At 55.3% G+C, this 21,520-nt stretch carries 19 protein-coding genes; 15 read left to right on the forward strand and 4 right to left on the reverse strand.

What is annotated here, in order from left to right; all coding sequences use genetic code 11:
* Window positions 1–66 precede the first annotated feature (66 nt).
* From QMG40_RS16755 to QMG40_RS16765, 3 genes are all read left to right on the forward strand, one after another.
* Window positions 67–1,716 (forward strand): ABC1 kinase family protein, encoded by a 1,650-nt coding sequence (locus QMG40_RS16755; RefSeq protein ID WP_283532275.1) that lies wholly within the window; start codon window positions 67–69, stop codon window positions 1,714–1,716.
* A gap of 669 nt (window positions 1,717–2,385) precedes the next feature.
* Window positions 2,386–2,592 (forward strand): hypothetical protein, encoded by a 207-nt coding sequence (locus QMG40_RS16760; protein WP_283532276.1) that lies wholly within the window; start codon window positions 2,386–2,388, stop codon window positions 2,590–2,592.
* Window positions 2,593–2,809: 217 nt separating this feature from the next.
* Complete coding sequence (locus QMG40_RS16765) at window positions 2,810–3,061, forward strand: hypothetical protein (RefSeq protein ID WP_283532277.1); 252 nt, start codon at window positions 2,810–2,812, stop codon at window positions 3,059–3,061.
* Window positions 3,062–3,287: 226 nt separating this feature from the next.
* Here the strand turns inward: QMG40_RS16765 and QMG40_RS17455 are convergent, their stop codons facing one another.
* On the reverse strand, window positions 3,288–3,674 hold the full coding sequence (locus tag QMG40_RS17455) for a Gfo/Idh/MocA family oxidoreductase (protein WP_459253034.1): 387 nt from the start codon (window positions 3,672–3,674) through the stop codon (window positions 3,288–3,290).
* 167 nt (window positions 3,675–3,841) lie between these two features.
* Between QMG40_RS17455 and QMG40_RS16775 the strand changes: the two genes are divergently transcribed.
* The 8 genes from QMG40_RS16775 (at window position 3,842) to QMG40_RS16810 (ending at window position 12,215) form a co-directional block, all read left to right on the forward strand.
* Window positions 3,842–4,111 (forward strand): hypothetical protein, encoded by a 270-nt coding sequence (locus QMG40_RS16775; RefSeq protein WP_283532313.1) that lies wholly within the window; start codon window positions 3,842–3,844, stop codon window positions 4,109–4,111.
* Window positions 4,112–4,147: 36 nt separating this feature from the next.
* Window positions 4,148–5,050 (forward strand): ABC transporter substrate-binding protein, encoded by a 903-nt coding sequence (locus QMG40_RS16780; protein WP_283532278.1) that lies wholly within the window; start codon window positions 4,148–4,150, stop codon window positions 5,048–5,050.
* Between the two features lie 6 nt (window positions 5,051–5,056).
* Window positions 5,057–6,046, forward strand: coding sequence for an amino acid ABC transporter permease (locus tag QMG40_RS16785; protein ID WP_283532279.1), 990 nt, complete (start codon window positions 5,057–5,059; stop codon window positions 6,044–6,046).
* Window positions 6,043–6,810: an amino acid ABC transporter ATP-binding protein gene (locus tag QMG40_RS16790; protein WP_283532281.1), complete on the forward strand. Its 768-nt coding sequence runs from the start codon at window positions 6,043–6,045 to the stop codon at window positions 6,808–6,810. Before QMG40_RS16785 ends, QMG40_RS16790 begins: the two co-directional genes overlap by 4 nt.
* 197 nt (window positions 6,811–7,007) lie before the next feature.
* Window positions 7,008–8,672: an ABC transporter substrate-binding protein gene (locus QMG40_RS16795; RefSeq protein WP_283532282.1), complete on the forward strand. Its 1,665-nt coding sequence runs from the start codon at window positions 7,008–7,010 to the stop codon at window positions 8,670–8,672.
* Between the two features lie 26 nt (window positions 8,673–8,698).
* Window positions 8,699–9,676, forward strand: a complete 978-nt coding sequence (locus QMG40_RS16800) for an ABC transporter permease (protein WP_283532283.1) — start codon at window positions 8,699–8,701, stop codon at window positions 9,674–9,676.
* The gene (locus QMG40_RS16805) at window positions 9,673–10,566 is read left to right on the forward strand and encodes an ABC transporter permease (RefSeq protein ID WP_283532284.1); all 894 of its coding nucleotides are present in this window, start codon (window positions 9,673–9,675) and stop codon (window positions 10,564–10,566) included. The genes QMG40_RS16800 and QMG40_RS16805 overlap by 4 nt, the downstream gene beginning before the upstream one ends.
* Window positions 10,563–12,215, forward strand: a complete 1,653-nt coding sequence (locus QMG40_RS16810) for a dipeptide ABC transporter ATP-binding protein (RefSeq protein ID WP_283532285.1) — start codon at window positions 10,563–10,565, stop codon at window positions 12,213–12,215. Before QMG40_RS16805 ends, QMG40_RS16810 begins: the two co-directional genes overlap by 4 nt.
* Window positions 12,216–12,373: 158 nt before the next feature.
* On the opposite strand, the gene QMG40_RS16815 is transcribed toward QMG40_RS16810, so the two are convergent.
* A complete protein-coding gene (locus QMG40_RS16815; RefSeq protein WP_283532286.1) occupies window positions 12,374–13,183 on the reverse strand; it encodes a DUF1206 domain-containing protein in 810 nt (269 codons plus the stop codon).
* Window positions 13,184–13,580: 397 nt separating this feature from the next.
* Here QMG40_RS16815 and QMG40_RS16820 point away from each other — a divergent pair, with 397 nt between their 5' ends.
* The 3 genes from QMG40_RS16820 to QMG40_RS17460 all read left to right on the forward strand — a co-directional run bounded on the left by QMG40_RS16820 (window position 13,581) and on the right by QMG40_RS17460 (window position 15,914).
* Window positions 13,581–14,837 (forward strand): phospholipase D-like domain-containing protein, encoded by a 1,257-nt coding sequence (locus tag QMG40_RS16820; protein WP_283532287.1) that lies wholly within the window; start codon window positions 13,581–13,583, stop codon window positions 14,835–14,837.
* Window positions 14,838–15,389: 552 nt separating this feature from the next.
* Window positions 15,390–15,764: a glutamate synthase-related protein gene (locus QMG40_RS16825; protein WP_283532288.1), complete on the forward strand. Its 375-nt coding sequence runs from the start codon at window positions 15,390–15,392 to the stop codon at window positions 15,762–15,764.
* Window positions 15,765–15,836: 72 nt separating this feature from the next.
* Complete coding sequence (locus tag QMG40_RS17460) at window positions 15,837–15,914, forward strand: glutamate synthase-related protein (protein WP_459253035.1); 78 nt, start codon at window positions 15,837–15,839, stop codon at window positions 15,912–15,914.
* Between the two features lie 368 nt (window positions 15,915–16,282).
* On the opposite strand, the gene QMG40_RS16830 is transcribed toward QMG40_RS17460, so the two are convergent.
* Entirely contained in the window at window positions 16,283–18,760 is a 2,478-nt protein-coding gene (locus QMG40_RS16830) for an HAD-IC family P-type ATPase (RefSeq protein ID WP_283532289.1), read from the reverse strand.
* A 250-nt stretch (window positions 18,761–19,010) separates the two neighbouring features.
* Between QMG40_RS16830 and QMG40_RS16835 the strand changes: the two genes are divergently transcribed.
* A complete protein-coding gene (locus tag QMG40_RS16835; protein ID WP_283532290.1) occupies window positions 19,011–19,709 on the forward strand; it encodes a response regulator in 699 nt (232 codons plus the stop codon).
* Here the strand turns inward: QMG40_RS16835 and QMG40_RS16840 are convergent.
* Window positions 19,703–21,424 carry a GAF domain-containing sensor histidine kinase gene (locus QMG40_RS16840; protein ID WP_283532291.1) on the reverse strand — a complete coding sequence of 574 codons (1,722 nt, stop codon included), beginning with the start codon at window positions 21,422–21,424 and terminating at the stop codon, window positions 19,703–19,705. The two genes, QMG40_RS16835 and QMG40_RS16840, sit on opposite strands and share 7 nt — an antisense overlap.
* Window positions 21,425–21,520: the final 96 nt, after the last annotated feature.

The raw sequence follows: 21,520 nt of genomic DNA on the forward strand, positions 1-21,520 counted from the left end.
GTTAGTGTTTGGTACGCGGTTAGCTTCGTATCAGCGTTTCGGGTCAGCAATGATGGGAGCAATTCAGTGGGTAACCATTTTGAACGGTACGCCGAGGTTGCAGAGATTTTGGCACGCCATGGTTTTGGCTCTCTGACTACAAGATTGGGATTGGGTCGGTTTTTACCTGGCTCGGGATCGCAGGGGTCTGAGGATCTTTCCGATCCCGAGCGGTTGCGGCGTGCGTTGGAAGAACTTGGCCCAACTTTCATTAAACTCGGCCAGGTGCTTTCCACACGTCCCGATATTCTGCCGCCGGGCTACCTCACTGCATTATCCAAACTTCAAAGCAGTGCCCCAGAAGTGCCTGCCGGAACCATCAGGTCCCTCATCGAGCAGGAATTGGGAGCAAGTCCTGAAGAGCTCTTTAAGGCCTTTAGCGATTCTCCGTTGGCAAGCGCTTCGATTGGGCAAGCCCACGCAGCAACACTGCATGACGGCACAGCCGTCGTCATTAAAGTCCGCCGCCCAGGAGTAGTCGCCCAAGTGCAGGAGGATCTGGAGATCCTGCAAAACCTGGCCCAACATCTAAGCCGCAATTGGACGCTCGTAGCGGATTACAACCTTGAGGCAATTTCCGCCAATTTCGCCACAACCCTTCGGGCGGAGCTCGATTACTTGCAAGAGGGACACAATGCGGAACGTTTCGCTAAAAATTTTGCTGACGATCCCAGCATCCATATTCCAAAAATCTATTGGAATAGTACAACTTCCCGAGTTCTGACGATCGAACGCATCTTTGGACTAAAGATCGACGACGAAGAAGTCCTTGCCATGCCTGCCGCCGAGAAGAACTTTTTGGCTGAGCTAGCAGCCAAGGCTGCGGTCAAAATGATCTTTGAGGACGGTTTTTTCCATGCGGACCCGCACCCGGGCAATTTGTTTGTCGAAACTAATACTCGCATAGCCTTAATTGATTTTGGCATGGTCGGAGAGGTCGACAAAGAACTTCGAGGACACCTCGGAAACCTTTTACTGGCGCTTAGCCTCAATGACGCAGACCGCATCTGCCGGTCATTGCTGGAACTTTCAATCAACCGCCCATCTACGGATCGCAGTGTTTTTCGTCAGGATGTACTTCGTTTTATGAAGCAATATCAGGGAAGGGCTTTGGGTGAAATCGAAATTTCACCGCTCATAGGAGAAATACTCGCTATTTTGCGTAATCATCATCTTCAGTTGCCTAGCGAGATCGCGATGCTGACAAAAATGGTCTTCATGACAGAAGGCATGGGTGCTCGATTGAATCCAGACTTCAACCTAGGTACAGTCGTCAAGCCCTACGCCAGCAGATTTGCCTTCGAACGGGCAATTCCGCAGGATTTCCTTCGCAACTTCTCCCGATGGGGATTAGATGCTGCCGTTCTCGCCGCTGAACTTCCTGATCGAGTGAGAAAATTAATTGACCACTTGGACGACGGCGTTGAAGTTCACCTTCGAGCCGCAGAATTAGACCCGTTAATGACCCGAGCCGAACAGATAGGTAACCGACTTGTGGCCGGGATGATTGTTGCGGCATTCATTCGAGGTATTGGTGAGCTCACGGCGGCAGATCGGGAGAGACTGCGCATCTGGCAGAATCCGCTGGTGGCCGGTGGTGTTGGGGTAGTGACGGCTTTTGGCGGATATCTTGCCTGGACCTCACGACGCCGTGGAGGACGTGCCCACAGACAGTAGTGGCTCACCGGATCCGGAGCCGATGCATACTCAGCAGGAAATTAAATGCGGGCGCACTACAGCGTGAAAAGTCCATACGACGCTCGGGGCTGAACATTTCAATAACATGAACTGGGTAAAGCTTGAAAATTTGCTGAGAGTACACATGAGACTAAAAAATGTTCTCGTGCTTGCAACTGGCGACTCTCTAGCCGATCCCCCACTGACTGAATAGGTGCAGCCTGATCAAATGCCGCCTCGCGGCCGTGCACGAGTTGTCCTCTACGTAGTTCTCTTCCTGGGAGTGCTCAGCGCTAATGCGCTGGTGTTCCTCTGGGGAATGATGGCCGGATGGTGAACTTCATCTCCTGGCCAGCTACACGTGCGCCATCCTCTTGGCCACAGAAGCTACGATGGCGCCTTGCCCAGTACTACCATGTGGGTGGTTAGCATGTTGGCGGCGCTCTGGCCGGCACGGCCTGGTACATCGTTTACGTTGCACTTCTTGCTCCAGCATGGGCTGATGGAGAAGCGGGCTACGACGACGTATCCGTAGCCATGGCGCTCATCGTGGCAACATTGTTACTCACCATCTGCGCCCTAGCGGGGCCAAAGTTTCGTACCCGTCGCCACGATGTCTTTGAGGCGTCGCATCGCTTCGGGACTCGGGCCGTCATAGGTTGTGCGTGGGTGAATGCAATGCTTCTGGCCCAGTTACAGACGCCGGCCCGAACGTTCGAGCAGGCTCTTTTGACCTCACCAATCTTCTGGATGCTCGTGGCCTCCAGTGCACTAGCAGTATGGCCCTGGTTGTTGCTGCGGCGTGTGCCGATCACAGTTGAGCGTCCTTCGCCCCACGTAGTAATTGTCAAGCTCAATCACGGCTACATCAGGTGAATCTGGATACCGCATGGTGGTCTCGCGGGCTGGCGGGTGGACATCAGAATTCATCGAGAAGCCGCCAGCGCATGTATGAATTCGCGGCATTCCCACCGTCGGCGTGGCAAACGCCAAGTGACTTTTAAATCGTGTGGTTTACGTTGTCACAGGAAGCGGCATTGGTCCAGTGCTTGGCCACCTACTTACCGATACACAGGGGGCTCGGCTCGATTGGGTGACCAAAACCCCACATGCCACTTACGGCGATGAGCTCGTTGGTGAAGTCACCTCGGCGCAGCCCGAAACCGTCATCTGGAACACCTCGGAGCAGGGCAAACCTGATGTATTTGAACTTGCCTACAACGCCTTTGTTGCCTCCGGCGCCGACGCAGTGATCTGTGTTTCAAATAAATCGGTCACCGGACGGGTCGTTGGCGAATTTGAACCACGTGGCGTACCAGCATTCGGCCCCATCTGGGATTCCTGAGGTTAGTTGCACGTCACGGGACTTCGGCACTGGATTCATAGCTGACTTGTTGGTTTGATTCTCAGCATCAAAGGGCAACGCTCAGCATTGCACGTGAGGCCCTATAACTACGGATCGCTGGGCCGCCTTCACAACCGCCAGCATCGAACCAACCCACAGGGGATGCAATTGGATCAATCTTCATGGCACCACATGCTCCCCTGACGGTCAGTAAGTGTTTGAGGCTTTAGGCACCACCAACTAGAACCGGATCAGTTAACCATGCTCGATCGCTAGGTAGCCACCCATTGGTTATTCCCACTATGGAGAGAACTTGACCAAGCAGCCCTGCTCGCACGAAGGCCCTGAGTTCTTGATATACAGCAGAAGATCTGACAGCAATGGCCGTTAATGAAATGACCTTCGCAGGCGCCTTAACCGTAATACCGTCCTTCGCATGGGCCAGGTAGGGGGCCAGTGGTTTTTCGCAGAGGATATGTGCCCTGCCTGGGACCGACCGCGGGATGAGCTCCGCGTGTTTGTAGCTTTCGCTACAAGTGATGACCGCGTCCGGACGCCATTCAAGGATATTTTGCAGGCATCTACGTAAGGTGCACGGTAGATAGCGGCAAATTCTGCTCCCCGCAAGTCTTCATCAGTAGCTAGTTCACCATCTGGGGTTTTGCTGCCGTAGCCGTGGCGTTCCCGGGTCCCATTGTTTAGGGCTGTAGCGACATTGTCCAGGTCGGCTTAGGTGTAACCTGCAAGGCCGGTGCCCTTGGGGAGTATTGGTGCAAAAGCTTGTTTGCGTTCTCCTTCGATCCACGCTGCCAGGGTGAGTGGGGCTCGTGGCTCCCACTTCGCAACGGGGCTCGCCTGCCGGGCATCAACAAATCCGCCATTGATCCGCACAGCCGGTATGGACGCAGCGCAAACAAGCACCAGCAAGATTCTGCGGAGATCTACAAGAAGAAGATAGTGCTCAGCACCTCCACAAAGAGCAAGCAAGGTGAGTCGGCCACCGAAACTGCATTTTTTAGCTATGGCCTCGACTACGATGACACGCAGTAAGGTACATCACTTTCGATCACCCACTAAGGACACCCAATGCGCGCAAAGTATGCAATTCCCGCACTGACTGCCGCCGTAGCAATGATGCTAACCGGTTGCGTGGACAACAGCGCTACCGCACCAGGTGCCAGCTCCTCTGCCTCAGGCGATGCCATTGTGGTCAAGAAAAATGATGCAATCGCGGCCTCTGTGCCGGAAAAGATCAAGAGTGCCGGTGTGCTAAATGTGGGAATGGCTAATAATTACCCACCCAATGAGTTCAAGGACGCCAACGGCAAGCCCGCTGGCTGGTCGGTAGACCTCGCAAACGCCCTTGGTGAGGTGATGGGGCTAAAAGTTAACTTCGACATCGGTACCTTCGATAACATCCTGCCAGCCATCAACGCCGGGAAAAATGACATGGGCATGTCTTCCTTCACGGACACGGCAGAACGCGAAAAGCAGGTCGACTTCGTGAACTACTACATGGCAGGAATCCAATGGGCCTCCCCCGTGGATAAAACGGTTGATCCCAACAACGCCTGTGGACTAAAAGTTGCCGTGCAGGCCACCACCTATGAGGACACTCATGAGGTTCCAGCCAAATCCAAGGCCTGCACCGACGCCGGCAAAGCAGCCATCGAGATCTTCAAATTCGACTCTCAAGACCAGGCAACCAATGCACTCGTCATTGGACAGGTGGATGCCATGAGTGCCGATTCACCTGTCACCCTCTTTGCGATCTCTAAAACCGATGGAAAGCTCCACACTTCCGGCGACGCTTTCGAAGTTGCCCCTTATGGGATGCCTGTCATCAAGGACGGAGAATTCAAGCCCGTTCTTCAGAACGCGCTACAGGCCCTGATCGACGACGGCTCCTACACCAAGATCCTCACCAAATGGGGTGTAGAAAGTGGCTCAGTTTCCACCGCCACCATCAACGTAGGCGCGAAAAGCTAACAAGCCATGAGGACACCGGAGAGCAGCGAAACCCCCGTGGCGCCTTCGCTTCCACTGCATGTTGAGCAGGATGGCGAAGTAGTCAAGGCAATCCCACTGCGCCATCCATGGCGCATTATTGTGGCCGTGATTTTGGTGGCTCTACTGGCTGTCTTTATCATCGACGCTTTTCAACGTGAAGCCTATGGCTGGTCGAACGTAGGAAAGTTTATTTTCGACAAACGAATCAGCCAGGCAGCCCTGGTGACGTTGCAACTCACGGTGTATGCCATGGTCCTGGCCATAGCATTGGGCTTGCTGTTGGCAATTATGCGGCTCTCCCCTAACCCTGTTGTGAAAAGTATTGCCTGGCTCTACATTTGGATTTTTCGTGGAACTCCTGTTTATGTTCAGCTGGTTTTCTGGGGCATTGTCGCCCTAATTTACCCGGTGCTAACCGTTGGAGTGCCGTTCATGACTCCTTGGATTACCTTTCAGAATGGCATTTTCACTAACCTGTTTGTCACTGCAATCATCGGTCTGGCTTTGAACGAGGCCGCGTACATGTCAGAGATTGTCAGAGCGGGGTTGCTCTCAGTGGATGAAGGACAGGAGGAAGCATCACGCGCTCTGGCAATGTCCTGGAGTCAGACCATGCGTTACATTGTGGTCCCTCAGGCAATGCGCATCATCATTCCACCGACGGGCAACGAGGTCATCTCAATGCTCAAGACCACGTCCCTGGTGGCGGCTATCCCACTAAGTATTGACCTGTATGGCGTCTCTCGCGGCATCTCGGCGGTCACGTTTACACCGGTCCCGCTGCTAATTGTCGCCTCTATCTGGTATCTCTTGTTCACCTCCATCCTCATGGTCGGCCAGCACTTCATCGAGAAGCGATTCTCCCGCGGCTCCGGTCAGCGCAAAAGCGAGAAGGCTTCCGGTCCCGGAACGCCCCCAGCAGCTATAGGGCTCACCACCGAACCCCTTGGCAACGAGATAGGCGGCAAGGGATGAGCAATATTCCGATGGTGCATGCGGACCGCGTATCCAAGAGTTTTGGTTCCAACGTGGTCCTGAAAAGCATCAGTCTGAAAGTTGATGCCGGTGAAGTCCTCTGCATAGTGGGTCCCAGCGGTTCCGGGAAATCGACGTTCCTACGCTGCATCAACCATTTGGAACGGGTCGACGCCGGACGGCTCTCCGTGGATGGTCAGCTGGTGGGCTACCGGCAGAGGGGCGAGAAACTATACGAACTCCGGCCCAAAGAGGCTGCTTTTCAGCGCCGAGAGATTGGGATGGTTTTTCAGCGCTTCAATTTGTTCCCACACCTGACGGCGCTTGAAAATATAATCCAGGCCCCGATGCGGGTAAAGGGACTTTCAAAAACCAAGGCAGCAGCGAGAGCAAAAGAACTGATGGAACGGGTTGGTTTGGGCGATAAGTCCGATTATTACCCGGCTCATCTTTCCGGAGGTCAGCAGCAGCGCGTTGCCATTGCCAGGGCTTTAGCCATGGATCCGAAACTGATGCTCTTTGATGAACCAACAAGCGCCCTGGATCCCGAGCTTGTGGGCGAGGTTCTGGATGTGATGAAGGAACTGGCCAGCAGTGGCATGACGATGATTGTGGTGACCCATGAAATGGGATTCGCCCGTGAAGTGGCTGACTCGCTGGTGTTCATGGACGGTGGTGTCGTGGTGGAATCCGGGAATCCTGAGCAAGTCCTTTCCAAACCCCAGCACGAACGAACCAAAATGTTCCTCTCCAAAGTGTTTTAAGGCTTCTCAGGGTCCGGACACTCATCACGCCCCTGCCCAGAGGAACTATGATCTGCGCCACATGGCACCGCGGCGACTCGGTCGCCCGGCTAGGGTTGAACGCGGCGCCCACCAATCCACAGCCGGCCCATGGCCGAGAGAACGGATGGTGAGCACCCCCACAATGTTTCACTTTACTGGTCCGCAGGAAGATGTTCATGACTCTCGCTCGCCCCTTAGCCAACAGTTTATTTCCGGCAGCTACGGCCCTAGCCGCAGCACTTATTCTGACAGGCTGCTCACCCGTAAGCCCCACGGCGGGTGCTGGCGACGATGCCGGCACACCAGTTGCTGGCGGAACCCTGGTTTACGCTTCCGGCGACGCCGAACCCAGTTGCCTAGATCCCCATGTTGGGGGCAACTACCCACAAGCGCTTGTCTCCTCGCAATATTTGGAGACGCTCTATACCAAAAACGCCGAAGGCTTGTTGGTTCCTTGGCTCGCCGAAGACTCTACTGTCTCAGATGATGGGCTCACCCGAACAGTGAAGATTCGTGCTGGCATAAGCTTCACCGATGGCACCGCACTGGACGCTGAAGCAGTCAAGAGCAACTTTGAGCACCTGTTAGATCCCAGCACCGCTTCATCCACTGGCTACCTAGCCCTTGGAAAAATCGATTCCATGAAGGTTACCGATACCAACACCCTTGAATTACGCCTCAAGACCCCGGATAACTCACTGCTGGAATCGTTCTCCATGCCCTGGGTATCCATTGAGTCCCCTACTGCGCTTAAGCGTCCCCAAGCCGAGAACTGTGCATCCCCTGTGGGCACTGGACCTTTCAAGGTTGAATCCTGGAAAAAGCAGGAATCCGTAAACCTTGTGCGCAACGACGCGTACATCTCCCCTGATCCGAGCGCTGCAAACGCAGGGAAAGCGCACCTGGATTCCATCACTTGGCGCTTCATCCCCGAGGCGGCAACCCGCTATGCTGCCCTGCAATCCGGTGAAGTGCAGGTCATCGACAACGCCCAGCCTGACGCCATTGCCGCAGCCGGCAAGATTGCCAGTATCAAGCACCTGGATGCACCGCGCCCCGGAGCCGCGAATCGTATTGAGCTGAACTCTTCTAAAGCCCCGTTCAACGACGTCAACGTCCGGGAAGCCTTCATCCACGCGGTGAACGTCAATGCAAGTATTGATTCTCTCTTCTTCGACACGGCACCGCGTTCCTATTCACCCCTCTCCAGCGTTGAACCGCTGGCATACTCTGAGGAAAAACTCTTCAACTACGACCCGGCAAAGGCTGGCGAGTTACTCGATGCCGCTGGCTGGAAACGACGCGACGCTGAGGGATACCGGGTTAAGGACGGGGCCAGGCTTTCCCTTAATTTTCCGGTAAGTACCAGCCAGTCCATCCCAGCTGAACAATCACTCTTCGAACAGATGCAGGCCACTGCCAAAGAATCTGGCATCGAGATCAAGATCAACCTCTTGGATGTCTCCAGCTGGTATGGCGACTTGGCCAAAAACAACTACAACCTCGTCTCCGCTCCGTACACCAAGGTTGGTCCGAGCGTCTTAGCCATCCTTTTCCATTCTGATTCAACCATTCCCGCCCCCTCGGGTTACTTTGCCAATCTCTCCCAGGTCAAAAACGAAAACCTTGATGCCTTGCTTGACGCCGCCGGGACTACAAAGGACGAAGAGCAGCGCAAAGAGCTGTATGCCCAGGTGCAAAAGCAGGTTCTTGAGGGCTACTACGTTCTGCCTCTCTATGACCAGCAGAACCATTTTCTTTACTCGGATAAACTGAAAAACGTGGGTTCCACCACTGCAGTCGCAACACCGCTCTTCGTCGATGCCTGGTTGGCTAACTAGGCACTGAGAAGAAAACACCGCCGCCCGTGCTTACATCTCCTGCAGCGTTCCCTAATAAATCGGATGTTTTCGTGGCGTGCCTGCGATGGCTCCTGCGCAAAGTCGGTGGCGCCGTCTTTGTGCTCTGGACGGTTGCCACGGCCATCTTCTTTGCAATTCGGATGATCCCAGGGGACCCGGCCGAAGCCATCATGGGTGGTCCAGGCTCCCAAGCTTCCCCCGAAGCCCTTGCAGCAGCTCGAGCCCAATATGGTTTGGATTTACCGCTGCACGTGCAGTATTTCTCTCAACTGCGCAGACTTGCCACGGGAGACATGGGCACGTCATATTCGTTGAAGAGTCCAGTCTCGGAAGTGCTGGTTGAGTTGGTTCCTTCTACACTGACTCTCGCCGTACTAGCACTGTTGGTGGCCTGGACCATGGCGCTTCTGCTTGCTGTGGTTTCGACTCGCAGTGGTGCAGTGGGTTCGAGCGTGGCTTCGGGATTGGAGATCGTCTCGGCTGCAGTACCCCACTTTTGGCTGGCCAGTGTGCTGATCATGGTTTTTTCCACCCTGCTGGGTTGGCTCCCACCGGTGAGTACCAGCACACCGGCTGGTCTTGTTTTGCCCGTAGCCACACTGGCTCTTCCGCTGGCAGGTTTTTTAGGTCAGGTTATGCGGGACACCATGGGAGAAGCCCAACGCTCGGCTTTTGCTCTTTCCGCGCGGGCCCGAGGGGAATCGGAGATAGGGGTACTGCTGCGCCATTCATTGCGGCACGCAGCACTTCCAGGCATTGCCCTCTCCGGGTGGGCCCTGGGATCGCTTCTCTCGGGCGCAGTTGTGGTTGAGTCCATCTTTGCCCGTCCAGGTCTGGGACGCTCACTTCTTTCTGCCGTCACTTCTAGGGATATCCCCTTGGTCACAGGCGTTGCTCTGCTCTCATCCGCCGCCTATATCGTCATTATGGCCCTATCCGATATTGCCGAACGAATCGCGGACCCACGGATAGCAACACAATGACAGGCCAAGAATTTAGCCAACCAACAAAAGATCCCTTGGTGGCAATGTCGAGGAGGCCGCCGCTGCTTCGTAGCGCCAGCTTGGTAAGACAATTTGCAACTCAGGTCCCCCTTTGCCTCTCCACCGCTGTGCTGCTCTTTTTCATCCTTGCGGCGACCGCACCGAATCTCCTGGCTCCGGTTGATCCGCTGGCCATCAACCCTGTCGAAGCATTCTCCGCGCCCGGTGCCGGGCACTTCCTTGGTACTGACGAATCGGGCCGGGACATCTATTCGCGCATCATCCACGGCTCACGTGCATCGCTGCTTATTGGTGCTGCGGCAACCGCAATAGGACTTGTTCTGGCATTAGTGCTCGGCATCCTTGCAGGCTTCGGTGGACGGTGGCTGGACTTTGGTGTTGGCCGAATCTTGGAGGTGCTATTTTCACTACCCGGACTGTTGCTGGCGCTAGTTTTCATTGCATTTGCTGGCCCCGGCGTGAGCACAACAGTCATAGCGGTAGGGCTGACTACTGCTCCCGGATATGCCCGGCTTATTCGCGCCCAAATCCTTGCACTACGCACCTCCCCCATGGTCGAGGCCGCCACGGTACTCGGGCGTAGCCGGGCCAGAATCCTCACTGTCCACATTCTTCCTAACGCTCTCTCACCTATTGTTGTACTTGCCACTCTGGGGCTTGGACAGGCCATTCTATGGTCGGCGTCGCTGAGCTTTCTGGGACTCGGCTCACCTCCCCCAGCACCCGAGTGGGGAACCATGCTTTCAGCCGGCCGTACATACCTTGCCCTCGCCTGGTGGATGACGCTCTTCCCAGGCCTTGCCATTGTGCTCGTTGCTGCCGCCGCCACAGTGCTCTCTCGATCCTTGAAGGCGCGTGGTCCCAAATGAGTGGAATTGAGCCCCTTTTGCAGGTCATGGACCTCAACGTCTCCTTTGCCGGGAAGAACGTAGTGCATGACGTCTCCTTCACGGTGGACGCCGGGGAGTGCCTGGCCCTAGTAGGCGAGTCAGGATCGGGTAAGTCAGTGACTGCCAGATCGCTGATTGGCCTGGCTGGCCCCGGCTCACTTGTGCACGCCGAAACACTAGACATAGGGGGCCGTGACGCTAGGAATCTCTCCCAAAGAAGCTGGCGGGCCATCCGTGGCAAGCGGGTGGGCCTGATCTTGCAAGATGCTCTAACCTCGCTGGATCCGCTGCGAACCGTCGGCAAGGAAATCGACGACACACTGCGTCTGCACTCAACAGGTTCCGGGGCACAACGCGCCTCACGCGTCATTGAACTGCTAACGGCAGCTGGCTTGGATGACCCAATACGTTGTGCCTCCCAACGCTCAGGAGAGCTCTCTGGGGGTATGCGTCAGAGGGCGTTGATCGCTTCTGCAATCGCGTTAGAGCCGGCACTAATCATCGCAGATGAACCTACCACTGCACTGGATGCGACAATCGCCGCATCGGTGCTGCGTCTTCTCAGTGATTTGCGCCCAGAAGGCTCGGGAATGCTCCTAATCAGCCACGATCTAGCGGCCGTGGCACGGGTGGCCGATTCCATTGCCGTTATGCAGGCCGGAAAAATAGTCGAGCGTGGCACCCGCGAACAGATATTCGAAAACCCACAACACCCGTATACACGTGCACTTCTAGCCGCAGCTCCTGAGGATAAACCCCGCTTTAGCCGGCTATCCCCGCCCAGCGATGGCCCAGCAACGCCAATGCCTCAGCCCAGAGCGCATGCTGCGAACCAAATCAAAGCTGACGCCAAGTCTCCACCGTTACTCAGTGCCCGCGGTCTCTCCAAGAGCTTCCCTCTAGCCAAGTCGTCGAGTTTTAGCGCTGTACGTAACGTTGACTTCGAACTATTCGCTGGCCGTACCCTAGGAGTGGTGGGCGAATCCGGATCAGGAAAGACCACAACCGCACGTATGGTCTTAGGGCTGTTGAGCCCCGATTCTGGATCTGTTGAGCTCTTCGGTGAACGGTGGAGCGGGGTCCCGGAGTCTCGACGCCGTGCTCTCCGCTCCTCCCTAGGTGCAATTTATCAAGACCCGCTTTCTTCCTTCGATCCCCGTCTTTCCACGGCTTCGTTGCTTGCCGACGCGATAAGCTCCGGCGCAACACGCAACCCCCGCTGCCACGCGGTGAGGATCCAGGAACTGCTTGAGATGGTGGGACTGGATCCCGAAGTGGCAGCCCGTAATCCAGCCACGCTCTCTGGTGGGCAACGGCAACGAGTGGCAATCGCACGGGCTCTGGCACCGAACCCGCGGGTTTTGATCTGCGATGAACCTGTCTCCGCGTTAGATGTCTCCATTCAGGCTCAGGTGCTTGACTTGCTTGATGATCTGCAGCAGCGGCTTGGGCTGAGCTACCTGCTTATTTCCCACGATCTTGCAGTTGTCAGACACATGAGCGACTCTGTGCTGGTCATGCGGGCTGGGGAAGTTGTTGAATCCGGTGCCACTGAATCAGTTTTTACCAACCCCAAACATGAGTACACGCGTACATTAGTGGCAGCAGCACCAGATAGCAGACTCTGAGGTCCGCGGTCCGGAATCCGAGCCTCCTAGTACGTCTTGAAAAAACCTCGAACGTGGCAAGTTAACTTTGCCTGCGGAGATACCTGCGTAACTTCTTAAGTCCTCATCTTTTTTTCTGCCAGATAGTCCAGGCTGAGAGTTGCACACCATCCCTGGCCTCAGAGCAGAGCCAAACGGGCCCTGGCGAAGCTATAGAGTCCATACGCAATAAGTCCGACGCCAACCACGGCCAGAACTGCTTCCCCAAAGGGTAGCGCTGTCAAGGCTTTCAGGGCACCGTCAAGACCTGTTGCATTTCCTGGATCAACTTTGACGGCTGCAACAATGAACAGAATACCAAGCGTGAGGATAGCTATTCCTTTAGCAATATGTCCTGTAATGGCCACCGCAACAACAACCTTTTTGGCACTGCCGGAGGGTATGCGGATATCGTTACGGAACTTTTGCCGGGCACCCTTATAGATGAAGTAGCAACCAATGCCAACCGTGGCGAGTCCAATAGTAATTAGCAAGAACTGGCCGCCGGGAAAGGAGAGAATATCTGCGCTGGTCTGGCTCGTTGACGTTGAGGAGTCGCTGGGGCGCCGCAGCGCAAAGGAGAGAGCCGTCGATGCTACCGCGATGTAGGCGATGGCATTGCCCAGAGCAGACAAACTGCGTGTCCAACGTTTTTTTGATGATGAACCGATCCCCAGTCCTGCCTGAAGCAGAAACCATAGAGATAAAGCTGCCAGGCCTACAACGGTGACCCACAAAACAATCACACCCCCGGGCAGCTTCATCAGTTGCGCGAACGCACCTGACTGGTCTGATTCCCCTCCATGGTGGAAAGCAATCTGAAGAGCTAGATATCCCATCAGCACGTGAATCAGCCCATTGGCGGCAAAGCCGATCCGGGCGATCATGGTCAGTGTTTGACTGTTACCGGCGCGGCTTGCCACCTTGCGAGTTTCTTTACCAGCCCTCATGCCCCAGCCACCCGGGCTAGTGAGTGGTCGCCATGGATGCGAATAGTAAAAAAAGCGGTGACGGTCATGAATACTCCTAAGTTGGCAAGTGAAAGTACCAAAAACAGAACCCTCGCTCCAGCTTCAGCGCGAGCGGGGGTGGGGAAGTGCATCGTGGCCGCGTCTACCAGCTGACACCCGCACAGGGTCTTCTCCAATACCTACCGAAATTGCCTGCTAAAGTTCTCTGCCAAACTGCGGATTACTCCAACACTGAACAATACTGGAGCGAGCAGTACCAATAGATTTGTTGCTAGGCCAGTATGTACGCCGTGTATCTGCAATTCTTCCGGCCGATCTGAGTCTATCGCCGTGGGACGGTGCTAGTGAGGGACTTCCCAACCGATAGACTCTACCAATGGATGAATTACTCCGGGAACCGGCAGCTGAGATCGCACGAAAGACCGTAGGTCGCTCACTATTAGCCTTCGCAGCCGTACAAGCAGTCGTGATCACAGGGCTTGTTGTTGTAGACATAGTTAAAAAACGAGACCGCACTAAACGCAAAGGCTTCCCACACCCGGGAGTATTCGAGAAGACCATCGCCGATACGCTTGTCACCACCTACACCTACGGTGCTGACCTGTATAGCGACATGCTCCAAGCGATCCGGGAAGCAAAAGAATCCATCCTGATAGAAACTTTTATCTGGAAAGACGACGAGACCGGGAAGCAGTTCAAGAACGCGATTAATGAAGCAGCCAGTCGTGGCGTTGAGGTTTTTCTCATCTATGATGGTTTCGCCAACTTGGTAGTGCCAACCTCTTTTTTCCGGTTCCACCCAGATGTCCATGTGCATCGATTCCCTGTGCTGCGCACCTCAATGCTCACCAAAACCATCCGCAGCACGGGGCTGGATCACCGCAAACTGCTTATCGTTGATGGTGAGATTGGCTTCGTGGGTGGCTATAATATTGGTTCCCTCTACGCCACCGAGTGGCGAGATACTCATCTACGCCTCGTGGGGCCCTCCGTGTGGGATTTGCGTCAAGCGTTTGTCAACGTTTGGAATGAGAACGCTTCCGGCACAACCCCAGAAATTCCGCACACGCGTCCCGAGGTGTGGGAACCTCGGATCCGAGCGGTCAACAATATCCCCTCGGATCTTGTTTTTCCGATCCGCGGGGTTTATCTGGATGCGATCACGCGGGCACAAAAACATATTTACGTCACCATGGCCTATTTTATCCCTGACCAGCAGATCCTCAGGGCGTTACTTGCTGCCAGTCGGCGCGGGGTTGACGTTAGGATTATTCTTCCCGAGGATTCCAACCACGTTCTCTCGGACTGGTTGTCCCGCGGGTTCTACCGGTCCCTGCTTAACGATGGAGTCACGATCCTGCTCTATCGGAACGCGATGATCCATGCAAAAACGGCAACGATTGATGGTAGCTGGTCCACCGTGGGCAGCGCCAATATCGACAGGTTGAGTCTGACAGGGAATTACGAGATCAACCTTGAAATCCATGATGAAGATTTCGCCTCTGATATGCAGAAGATCTTCGAAATCGACAGCCGCAACGCCAAGGTGCTGACAGTGGATGAATGGCAGGACCGGTCTCTGCTTTCCAGGTTTAGTGAAACCGTCCTCATCCCCCTGCGCCCCCTCCTCTGACACCATCTTTGCGGACCAGCCGAGCCTCAGCACACCGTGCCAAGACCCGCTAAATTAGTCGATCTTCTAAGACCCGGCTCTCTTTCACGTCCGACGGCGGCCAAGCTACTCACGCCGTCGAACATGGCCTGCGTGCGGCTGCTGGTATCGGATAATCCGCTAAAGGCAGCGGTTTTCTAGTTCTATGACTGTCCGTAATATTCTTGGTCAAATCAGCTCATGGATGGGCTTGCCAAGTTTGTTCTGATCTCATGCTCAGGATCCTGATGGTTTCCATGTTGTTTCTCGTGACTCTGGTTCCAGTGCTTCTTGTGGCGTTACTTATTTTGGCCATCACCGGTACCGGGCAGAAGAAGCCCTCGATCCTTAATCTGCGAACGGGCCAAAGTCGCCAAACTAAAAACAAGCTTTTGGTACTGAACGCGCTGCTGGGGAAGTTGGTTACGAAGATCTTGTGCATTCCACGGCACCGTTGGAACCAACCGAGCACGCACCAACTGTCCGTACCGGCGGCCCGGACTGCTCTCAGCCCTACGAGATGGGGATTATCTTATGTGGGAGATCGTCAGCGGTTACTTCGGGACCCGCACCAAGGACGGTGATTTTGATCCGCGGATGTTCGCCGAGACGGCTGCCCACCCATCCGTTAAATGCCTCTCACTGAAGCTAAGTCCAGGCGCCAAGCCGAGCATTGGCGGTGTCCTTCCCGTCGGCGAGGTGACCGCCGAAATTGCCAAGGCTCGTAATATGCAAGAGGGAGTGCAATGTGTGAGTTCGGCAGCGCACAAAGTTTTTTCAACACCACGGGAACTCATCCAGTTCATGTCAACTATGCGCGAACTCTCTCCGGGGGAACCCGTGGGGCTCAAACTCTGTGTGGGATCACGGACAGATGTTTTAGCAATATGCAAAGCCATGTTTTCCTGAAGATCTCACTCCTGACTTCATGACCGGATCCGGATCGGCGCCGACTCCACCCATGCTGCCCGAGCCATGATGATGTCCACCGGCTGTATTCAGTCTCAACGGTGCCACGCAAACCACTGTCCGGTAGAAGTAACCAGCCAGAACCACTGAATTTTAAACATACCTATTTTCCAGAGGTTGGCGAACAGGACTTCAGAGGTGCACACCCCTCAGGCTTTCACCCGGAGGCAAAGGGCACACCGACCAACGTGAGCCGCCTCGATCCCTCGTGGGGATGGGCAGCCGGAAAAGTCATCTCCACCCCAGCGAACTCAATGAGTTCACCCGAGCAGTGCTTGATGGCCGTCTACTCGGTCCAGAGATGCTGGCAGAGATGAAAAAGACAGTGCCCAGCGATGACACTTCTTTCAGCGTCGCGGTGACTTCCTCTGGGCCTTCATCAATATCAAGGACGAAGTGCTCCTTCTGGAAACCTATAAATCCGTCACTGACACTGTAAATGCGGCTTTCTGCCAGCTCTAGCCGGGGATGGCCTGGTGGTCGGCATGTGAGTTGATCCGTGCCCGGACCCGTCCTAGAATCTCGACCGCCACGCACCCAATCAGTGAGGCTATCACTGTGACTTGTAGCAGCTGCGCCGGAGGTACCACCACGTTGAAGAAGTCTCTGGGGAGCGGAATCAACAGCAGCCCACCAAGCACGGCGTACATGGCGAGAGCGACGGCGATGCGCTTCAAGTTCAGCGGTCGGGCGACTATCACGAGAACCCACAGGCCGATGAGCGAAAGCGTGATCACTGATGCGCTCTGAACCTCTACCGTGGAGAATTCTCCGTGCAGTGTCGCGTACATCTTCACGCCCAGAATGCTGGCGGTAACGATAAGCCCGGCAGGTATCGCGAAGGAGAGGGAACGTTTCAAGAATCCTCGACGGTACCGGCGATTGTTTGCCATCAAAGCGAGGAAGAAGGACGGGATACCGATCGTGAGACCATCAGTAGCGGAGAGTTGGCGGGGAAGGAAAGGGAAACCCCAGATAAGTGCCCCAAAGATCACCGACATTGCAACGGCGTATGCTGTCTTGCTCAAATACAGCATGGAAACCCGCTCAATGTTAGCGATCACTTGCCGGCCCTCCGCCACGACGCTCGGCAAACGGTCGAACCGGCCGTCCAGCAACACCAGCTTGGAGACCGCTTTGGTAGCTGCCGCAGCCGAATTCATGGCGATGCCAATGTCAGCATTTTTCAGTGCGAGGGCATCGTTGACCCCGTCCCCCGTCATCGCGACTACGTGTCCGCGCTGCTGGAGCGCCTTGACCATCTGTTTCTTTTGGACCGGGGTGACCCGACCAAAAACAAAGTGTCTGTCCATAACATCACCTAGTTTGTCGGGATCCTCGGGCAGTTGACGAGCGTCGTAGCCTTTCTCGACATGCACACCCACCTCACGGGCAACAGCTGCCACCGTCGCAGGATCGTCACCGGAGATGACGCGCACTCCAACACCTTGTTCGTGGAAAAACGAGATTGTGCGAGCCGCGTCAGCGCGCACCTTCTCGCGAAAAGTCAGCAGCACCACCGGCGATATCCCCGATGGCAACCGGGTACCGTCTGAGATCAACTCGGTACTGTGGGCGAGCACAAGTGTTCGCATGCCAGCCGACGCGAGTCTTTTAGCTTCGGCCAGCACTGCGACAACAGAACCGGATGGTTCCAGCGTCGACAGACCGTGACCTGTTTCAGTACTCACGCCGGGGTCCAAGACCATCTCTGGGGCGCCCAGCAGCCAAGTACCGGCAGCGGTGTCAGTATTAGAGAACGAAACTGCGCTCCACTTGCGCTCGGATGAGAAGGGCGTCGTGGCCACGGGATTGAGTCCCCTCTGAGCCGGGAACTCCTTCGCCAGACACCGCGCCGTCGCATTCGCATTTGGTTCCGTGCCAAACCAACCCAGGCTTTGCCGCCATCCGGAACCTTGGTCCAGGCTCCGTGAGGATAACGTGGCAAGGGAGTGAACGGCGTCGAACATGATGGCACCCTCGGTGAGGGTTCCAGTTTTGTCCAAACAAATAATGTCCACCCGCGCCAGCACTTCAACAGCGGCAAGTTCTTGGATCAGCACCTTCTGTTGGGCCAACCGCACACCACTGACGGCAAAGGCGACGCTTGTCAGTAGGACCAGACCCAATGGAACCATGGCGATGATACTCGCTACTGCTCCCACTGCAGCAGTTTTCCAGGTTCCGGTGCTGATGGCTGCTTCCCAGCCGCCCGCGGCCTGCATCTGGCCGTTGACAACGATCGCCATAATGGGAAGAAGCGCCCACGTGATCCATCGCAGCACCCTATTGAGCCCATTGCGAATTTCAGAATTAACAAGCGAAAATTGCTTGGCCTCAGCGCTTAGTTTGCTGGCAAAGGATTCTGCCCCCACATGGGTGACCTTTGCCCTCCCGTTTCCGCCCACCACACTTGAGCCGGAGAGGACTCGATCTCCCGGAGACTTTACTACTGGTTCTGCCTCACCGGTAAGGAGAGATTCGTCAATTTCCAGGCCCTCGCTGTCGAGCATCGTGGCATCAGCGCACACCTGGTCCCCGGCTCTAAAGACAAGGATGTCATCGCGCACCACGGCCTCGACCGCGATGTCCTGCACGGCGCCTTCCCGAAGGACCCGTGCATCCGGGGTATTGATGACGGCGAGCCGGTCAAGTGCCCTCTTGGCACGGTACTCCTGTACCACGCCGATCACCGCGTTACCCACGGCAGCAAATCCAAACAGCGCATCTCGCCATTGGCCCAGCATCAGCAGAAGGATAAAACTCCCTGCCACGATCGCATTGAACAATGTGAGCACGTTCGCTTGCACAATGCTCCACAGACTTCGACTGGAGGATTGCAATACCCGGTTTGTCAGCCCTGCCGAATTCCGGTTAGCTACTTCTTCATTGGAAAGTCCCCGACGATGCGGTTTATGCGGCCTATCGTGGCCCATCTTGACTTTCCTGCTCACAATGAATCAGACCGGAAGTACACCATGCCTGAACCCTACAGGAGTGCCGCAGCGAGAGCTTCGCAGCAAACACGCGCAGCGGTGTATATTCAGGTCCGAACTTCAAGGATATTTCATAGCGGAGAACCTCCACTACCCATTCTGCTGCTCAGGGCCTTTCGGCCCTTGTTGGTCACTGGCGCATAGGAGAGACTGGCTGGAATGATCCGCATTACGAACGGAGGGAAGACTAATGGTTCAGCTGGATGCGACGGCGAAAGACACAGCAACTCCAGCGTTGGCGCCTATCACGGTCTTTATACTGGACGATCACGAACTAGTCAGACGCGGACTCAAAGAACTCCTTGAGGGCGAAGGCTTCAGCGTCATCGGCTCCAGTGGCTCCGCTCTGGAGGCGACAAGACTTATTCCGGCTTTGCATCCGGATGTTTGCGTGTTGGATGCAAGGCTCCCGGATGGAACCGGCATTGAAGTTTGCCGCAACGTGCGGTCTGTGGACCCCTCCTTGCAATGCCTTATACTCACCAGTTACGACGACGCACAAGCCCTTCGCGGCGCGGTTCTTGCCGGTGCATGCGGTTACGTGCTGAAAGAAATCGATGGAACAGATCTGCTGACCTCGCTGCGCCGCACCGCCAAGGGCGAAACACTCTTCTCCCCCGACGTCGTGGCCAAAGTGATTCAAGGACTGGCAGAACCAGAACGAACAGATCCGCGGATCGCTGCCCTAACACCGCAGGAAAGCCGTGTTCTAAACCTCATTGGCGCCGGCTTGACCAACCGGGACATTGGCCGTGAGATGTTTCTGGCAGAAAAGACTGTTAAGAACTACGTCTCTTCACTCTTGGCAAAGCTGGGATTCGTCCGACGCACACAGGCGGCAGTTTTTATCACCAACAAAAGCTGGATGATCCCACCACCGAATCACTGAGCATCTTCACTAGGAACTTCCCAGGTCATGCGAGTTCCAGTAGTTTCAGTACTCTCAATCTCAAAAGTCCCGTTCAGAAGTTTGGCCCTTTTTTCCATGTTTAGCAGCCCACTACGGCGGCCCGGCTCACCCACTCCAATGCCGTCGTCAACAATAGTCACAGTAACTTTATCCGCTGTCACGTCCACGCAAACCTCGATGACCCCAGCCTTGGAATGACGTACGGCATTGCTCAATCCTTCAGATAAAACCGCCAGCAGATGTTTCGCCGTCTCCTCGGATACCGTGGAATCGATGGGTCCTGCAAGATTCAGGCGCGGTGCAAACGCGAGAGGCTTCGCAGCGTTTCGGACAGCTCGCAAGATCAAGTCACTGAGAAGCTCCGTTTCGTTGGAGCTGACCTGCAATGAATAAATAGTGTTACGTAGATCCCGAATGGTCTCATCCAGTTCAGTGGTGACATTTTTGATCCGTTCCAACGCTGTTTTATCCGTAATGAGACGCTGCATACTCTGCATGCTCAGCCCTGCAGCAAAGAGGCGCTGAATGACGACGTCGTGCAAGTCCCTGGCAATGCGATCCCGGTCGGTAAAGACCATAATCTGTTCACGCAAACGGTGTGTCCTGGCTAATTCCAAAGCCAAAGCAACGTGAGAGCCAAACACTGCACTCATCTCCACTACGATCTTGGAGTAACTTTCAGAATCTTGGTTCTTTGCAAGTATTAGCAAGCCTTGGTTGGTGCCCTGAGGGCCCAACGGAATGACGATCGTTGGCCCAAGAGTGGTGCCTTCCGCTTTACCCAGTAGGCCAGTGGCGTCATTGAACACTGTTGGGACACCTGTTCTCAAGACCTCCACGATTTCCGGGGAATCCAGGACAAGCGAGCGGCCAACAAGCAGTGATGCCCGCTCTCCGGCAGCAGCAGCAACGAATAAGTCAGGTCCCTTGTCAGAGGAAACACCAATCATGGCCAGTGCGGAGTCAGACTCGGCCAACGCGGTGGCCGCAATCATATCCAAACTACTTCCAGTGATGTTTCTATCATCATCCATCATCCGGCCAGTGACACTCATGCTCGCTTCCAACCAGCTCGAGCGGCGTCTGGCATCCTCAAACAAACGAGCATTTTCAATGGCAACGCCCGCAGCTGCCGCCAAAGCAACAGCCAACTCCTCATCCTCCGCCGTGAAGTCCGCCCCATCTGACTTCTCTGTGAGGTAAAGGTTTCCGAAAACTCTCCCTCTAACCCGCACAGGAACTCCCAGAAAAGAGACCATTGACGGATGGTGTTCAGGGAACCCGTAGGAGGCGGGGTGATCGTGCAGATCACGTAACCGCATCGGATGTGGGTCACTTGTCAACAGCCCTAAAACACCGTGACCGGTGGGCAATGGGCCAATCTTGCGGATGAGCTCTTCATCTATTCCAACAGTGATGAAATGACTCAGGGATTGGTCTTCCGCGATAACGCCAAGAGCAGCATAGCGAGCGTCAAGGAGTGTGCAAGCAGATCTAACAACTCTCTCCAGAACCGCATCCAGACTCAGGTCTTCTGCTACGGAAACCACAGCCTCAAGCAGGCCGCGCATTCTTTCCTGTGTGGAGAGCAGTTCACCCGCTCTGTCTACGAACTCCCGGAGTAGGTCCTCAATGCGCGTTCCTGCCGCCGCTGGCAACAATGGTGTGGAATTATTTGCATCGGAATATTTCACCTTACCCACCTTTGATGGCCCATCAGTCATTGTGTTACGAGCCTCAAAAACGGCTTACTCCCCACAGGCTACCCTCCTTCTCTGGAAGCGGCCCGC

It is taken from the genome of Arthrobacter antibioticus, assembly GCF_030063205.1.
GTDB lineage: Bacteria > Actinomycetota > Actinomycetes > Actinomycetales > Micrococcaceae > Specibacter.

Bases quoted from the DNA above. Each gene is read 5' to 3' on its own strand.
- QMG40_RS17460 (WP_459253035.1), top strand. From the start codon at position 15,837: ATGTCCACCGGCTGTATTCAGTCTCAACGGTGCCACGCAAACCACTGT.
- QMG40_RS16785 (WP_283532279.1), top strand. From the start codon at position 5,057: ATGAGGACACCGGAGAGCAGCGAAACCCCCGTGGCGCCTTCGCTTCCA.
- QMG40_RS16815 (WP_283532286.1), bottom strand. From the start codon at position 13,183: ATGAGGGCTGGTAAAGAAACTCGCAAGGTGGCAAGCCGCGCCGGTAAC.
- QMG40_RS16795 (WP_283532282.1), top strand. From the start codon at position 7,008: ATGACTCTCGCTCGCCCCTTAGCCAACAGTTTATTTCCGGCAGCTACG.
- QMG40_RS16820 (WP_283532287.1), top strand. From the start codon at position 13,581: ATGGATGAATTACTCCGGGAACCGGCAGCTGAGATCGCACGAAAGACC.
- QMG40_RS16810 (WP_283532285.1), top strand. From the start codon at position 10,563: ATGAGTGGAATTGAGCCCCTTTTGCAGGTCATGGACCTCAACGTCTCC.
- QMG40_RS16830 (WP_283532289.1), bottom strand. From the start codon at position 18,760: ATGGGCCACGATAGGCCGCATAAACCGCATCGTCGGGGACTTTCCAAT.
- QMG40_RS16805 (WP_283532284.1), top strand. From the start codon at position 9,673: ATGACAGGCCAAGAATTTAGCCAACCAACAAAAGATCCCTTGGTGGCA.
- QMG40_RS16825 (WP_283532288.1), top strand. From the start codon at position 15,390: ATGTGGGAGATCGTCAGCGGTTACTTCGGGACCCGCACCAAGGACGGT.
- QMG40_RS16835 (WP_283532290.1), top strand. From the start codon at position 19,011: ATGGTTCAGCTGGATGCGACGGCGAAAGACACAGCAACTCCAGCGTTG.
- QMG40_RS16780 (WP_283532278.1), top strand. From the start codon at position 4,148: ATGCGCGCAAAGTATGCAATTCCCGCACTGACTGCCGCCGTAGCAATG.
- QMG40_RS16790 (WP_283532281.1), top strand. From the start codon at position 6,043: ATGAGCAATATTCCGATGGTGCATGCGGACCGCGTATCCAAGAGTTTT.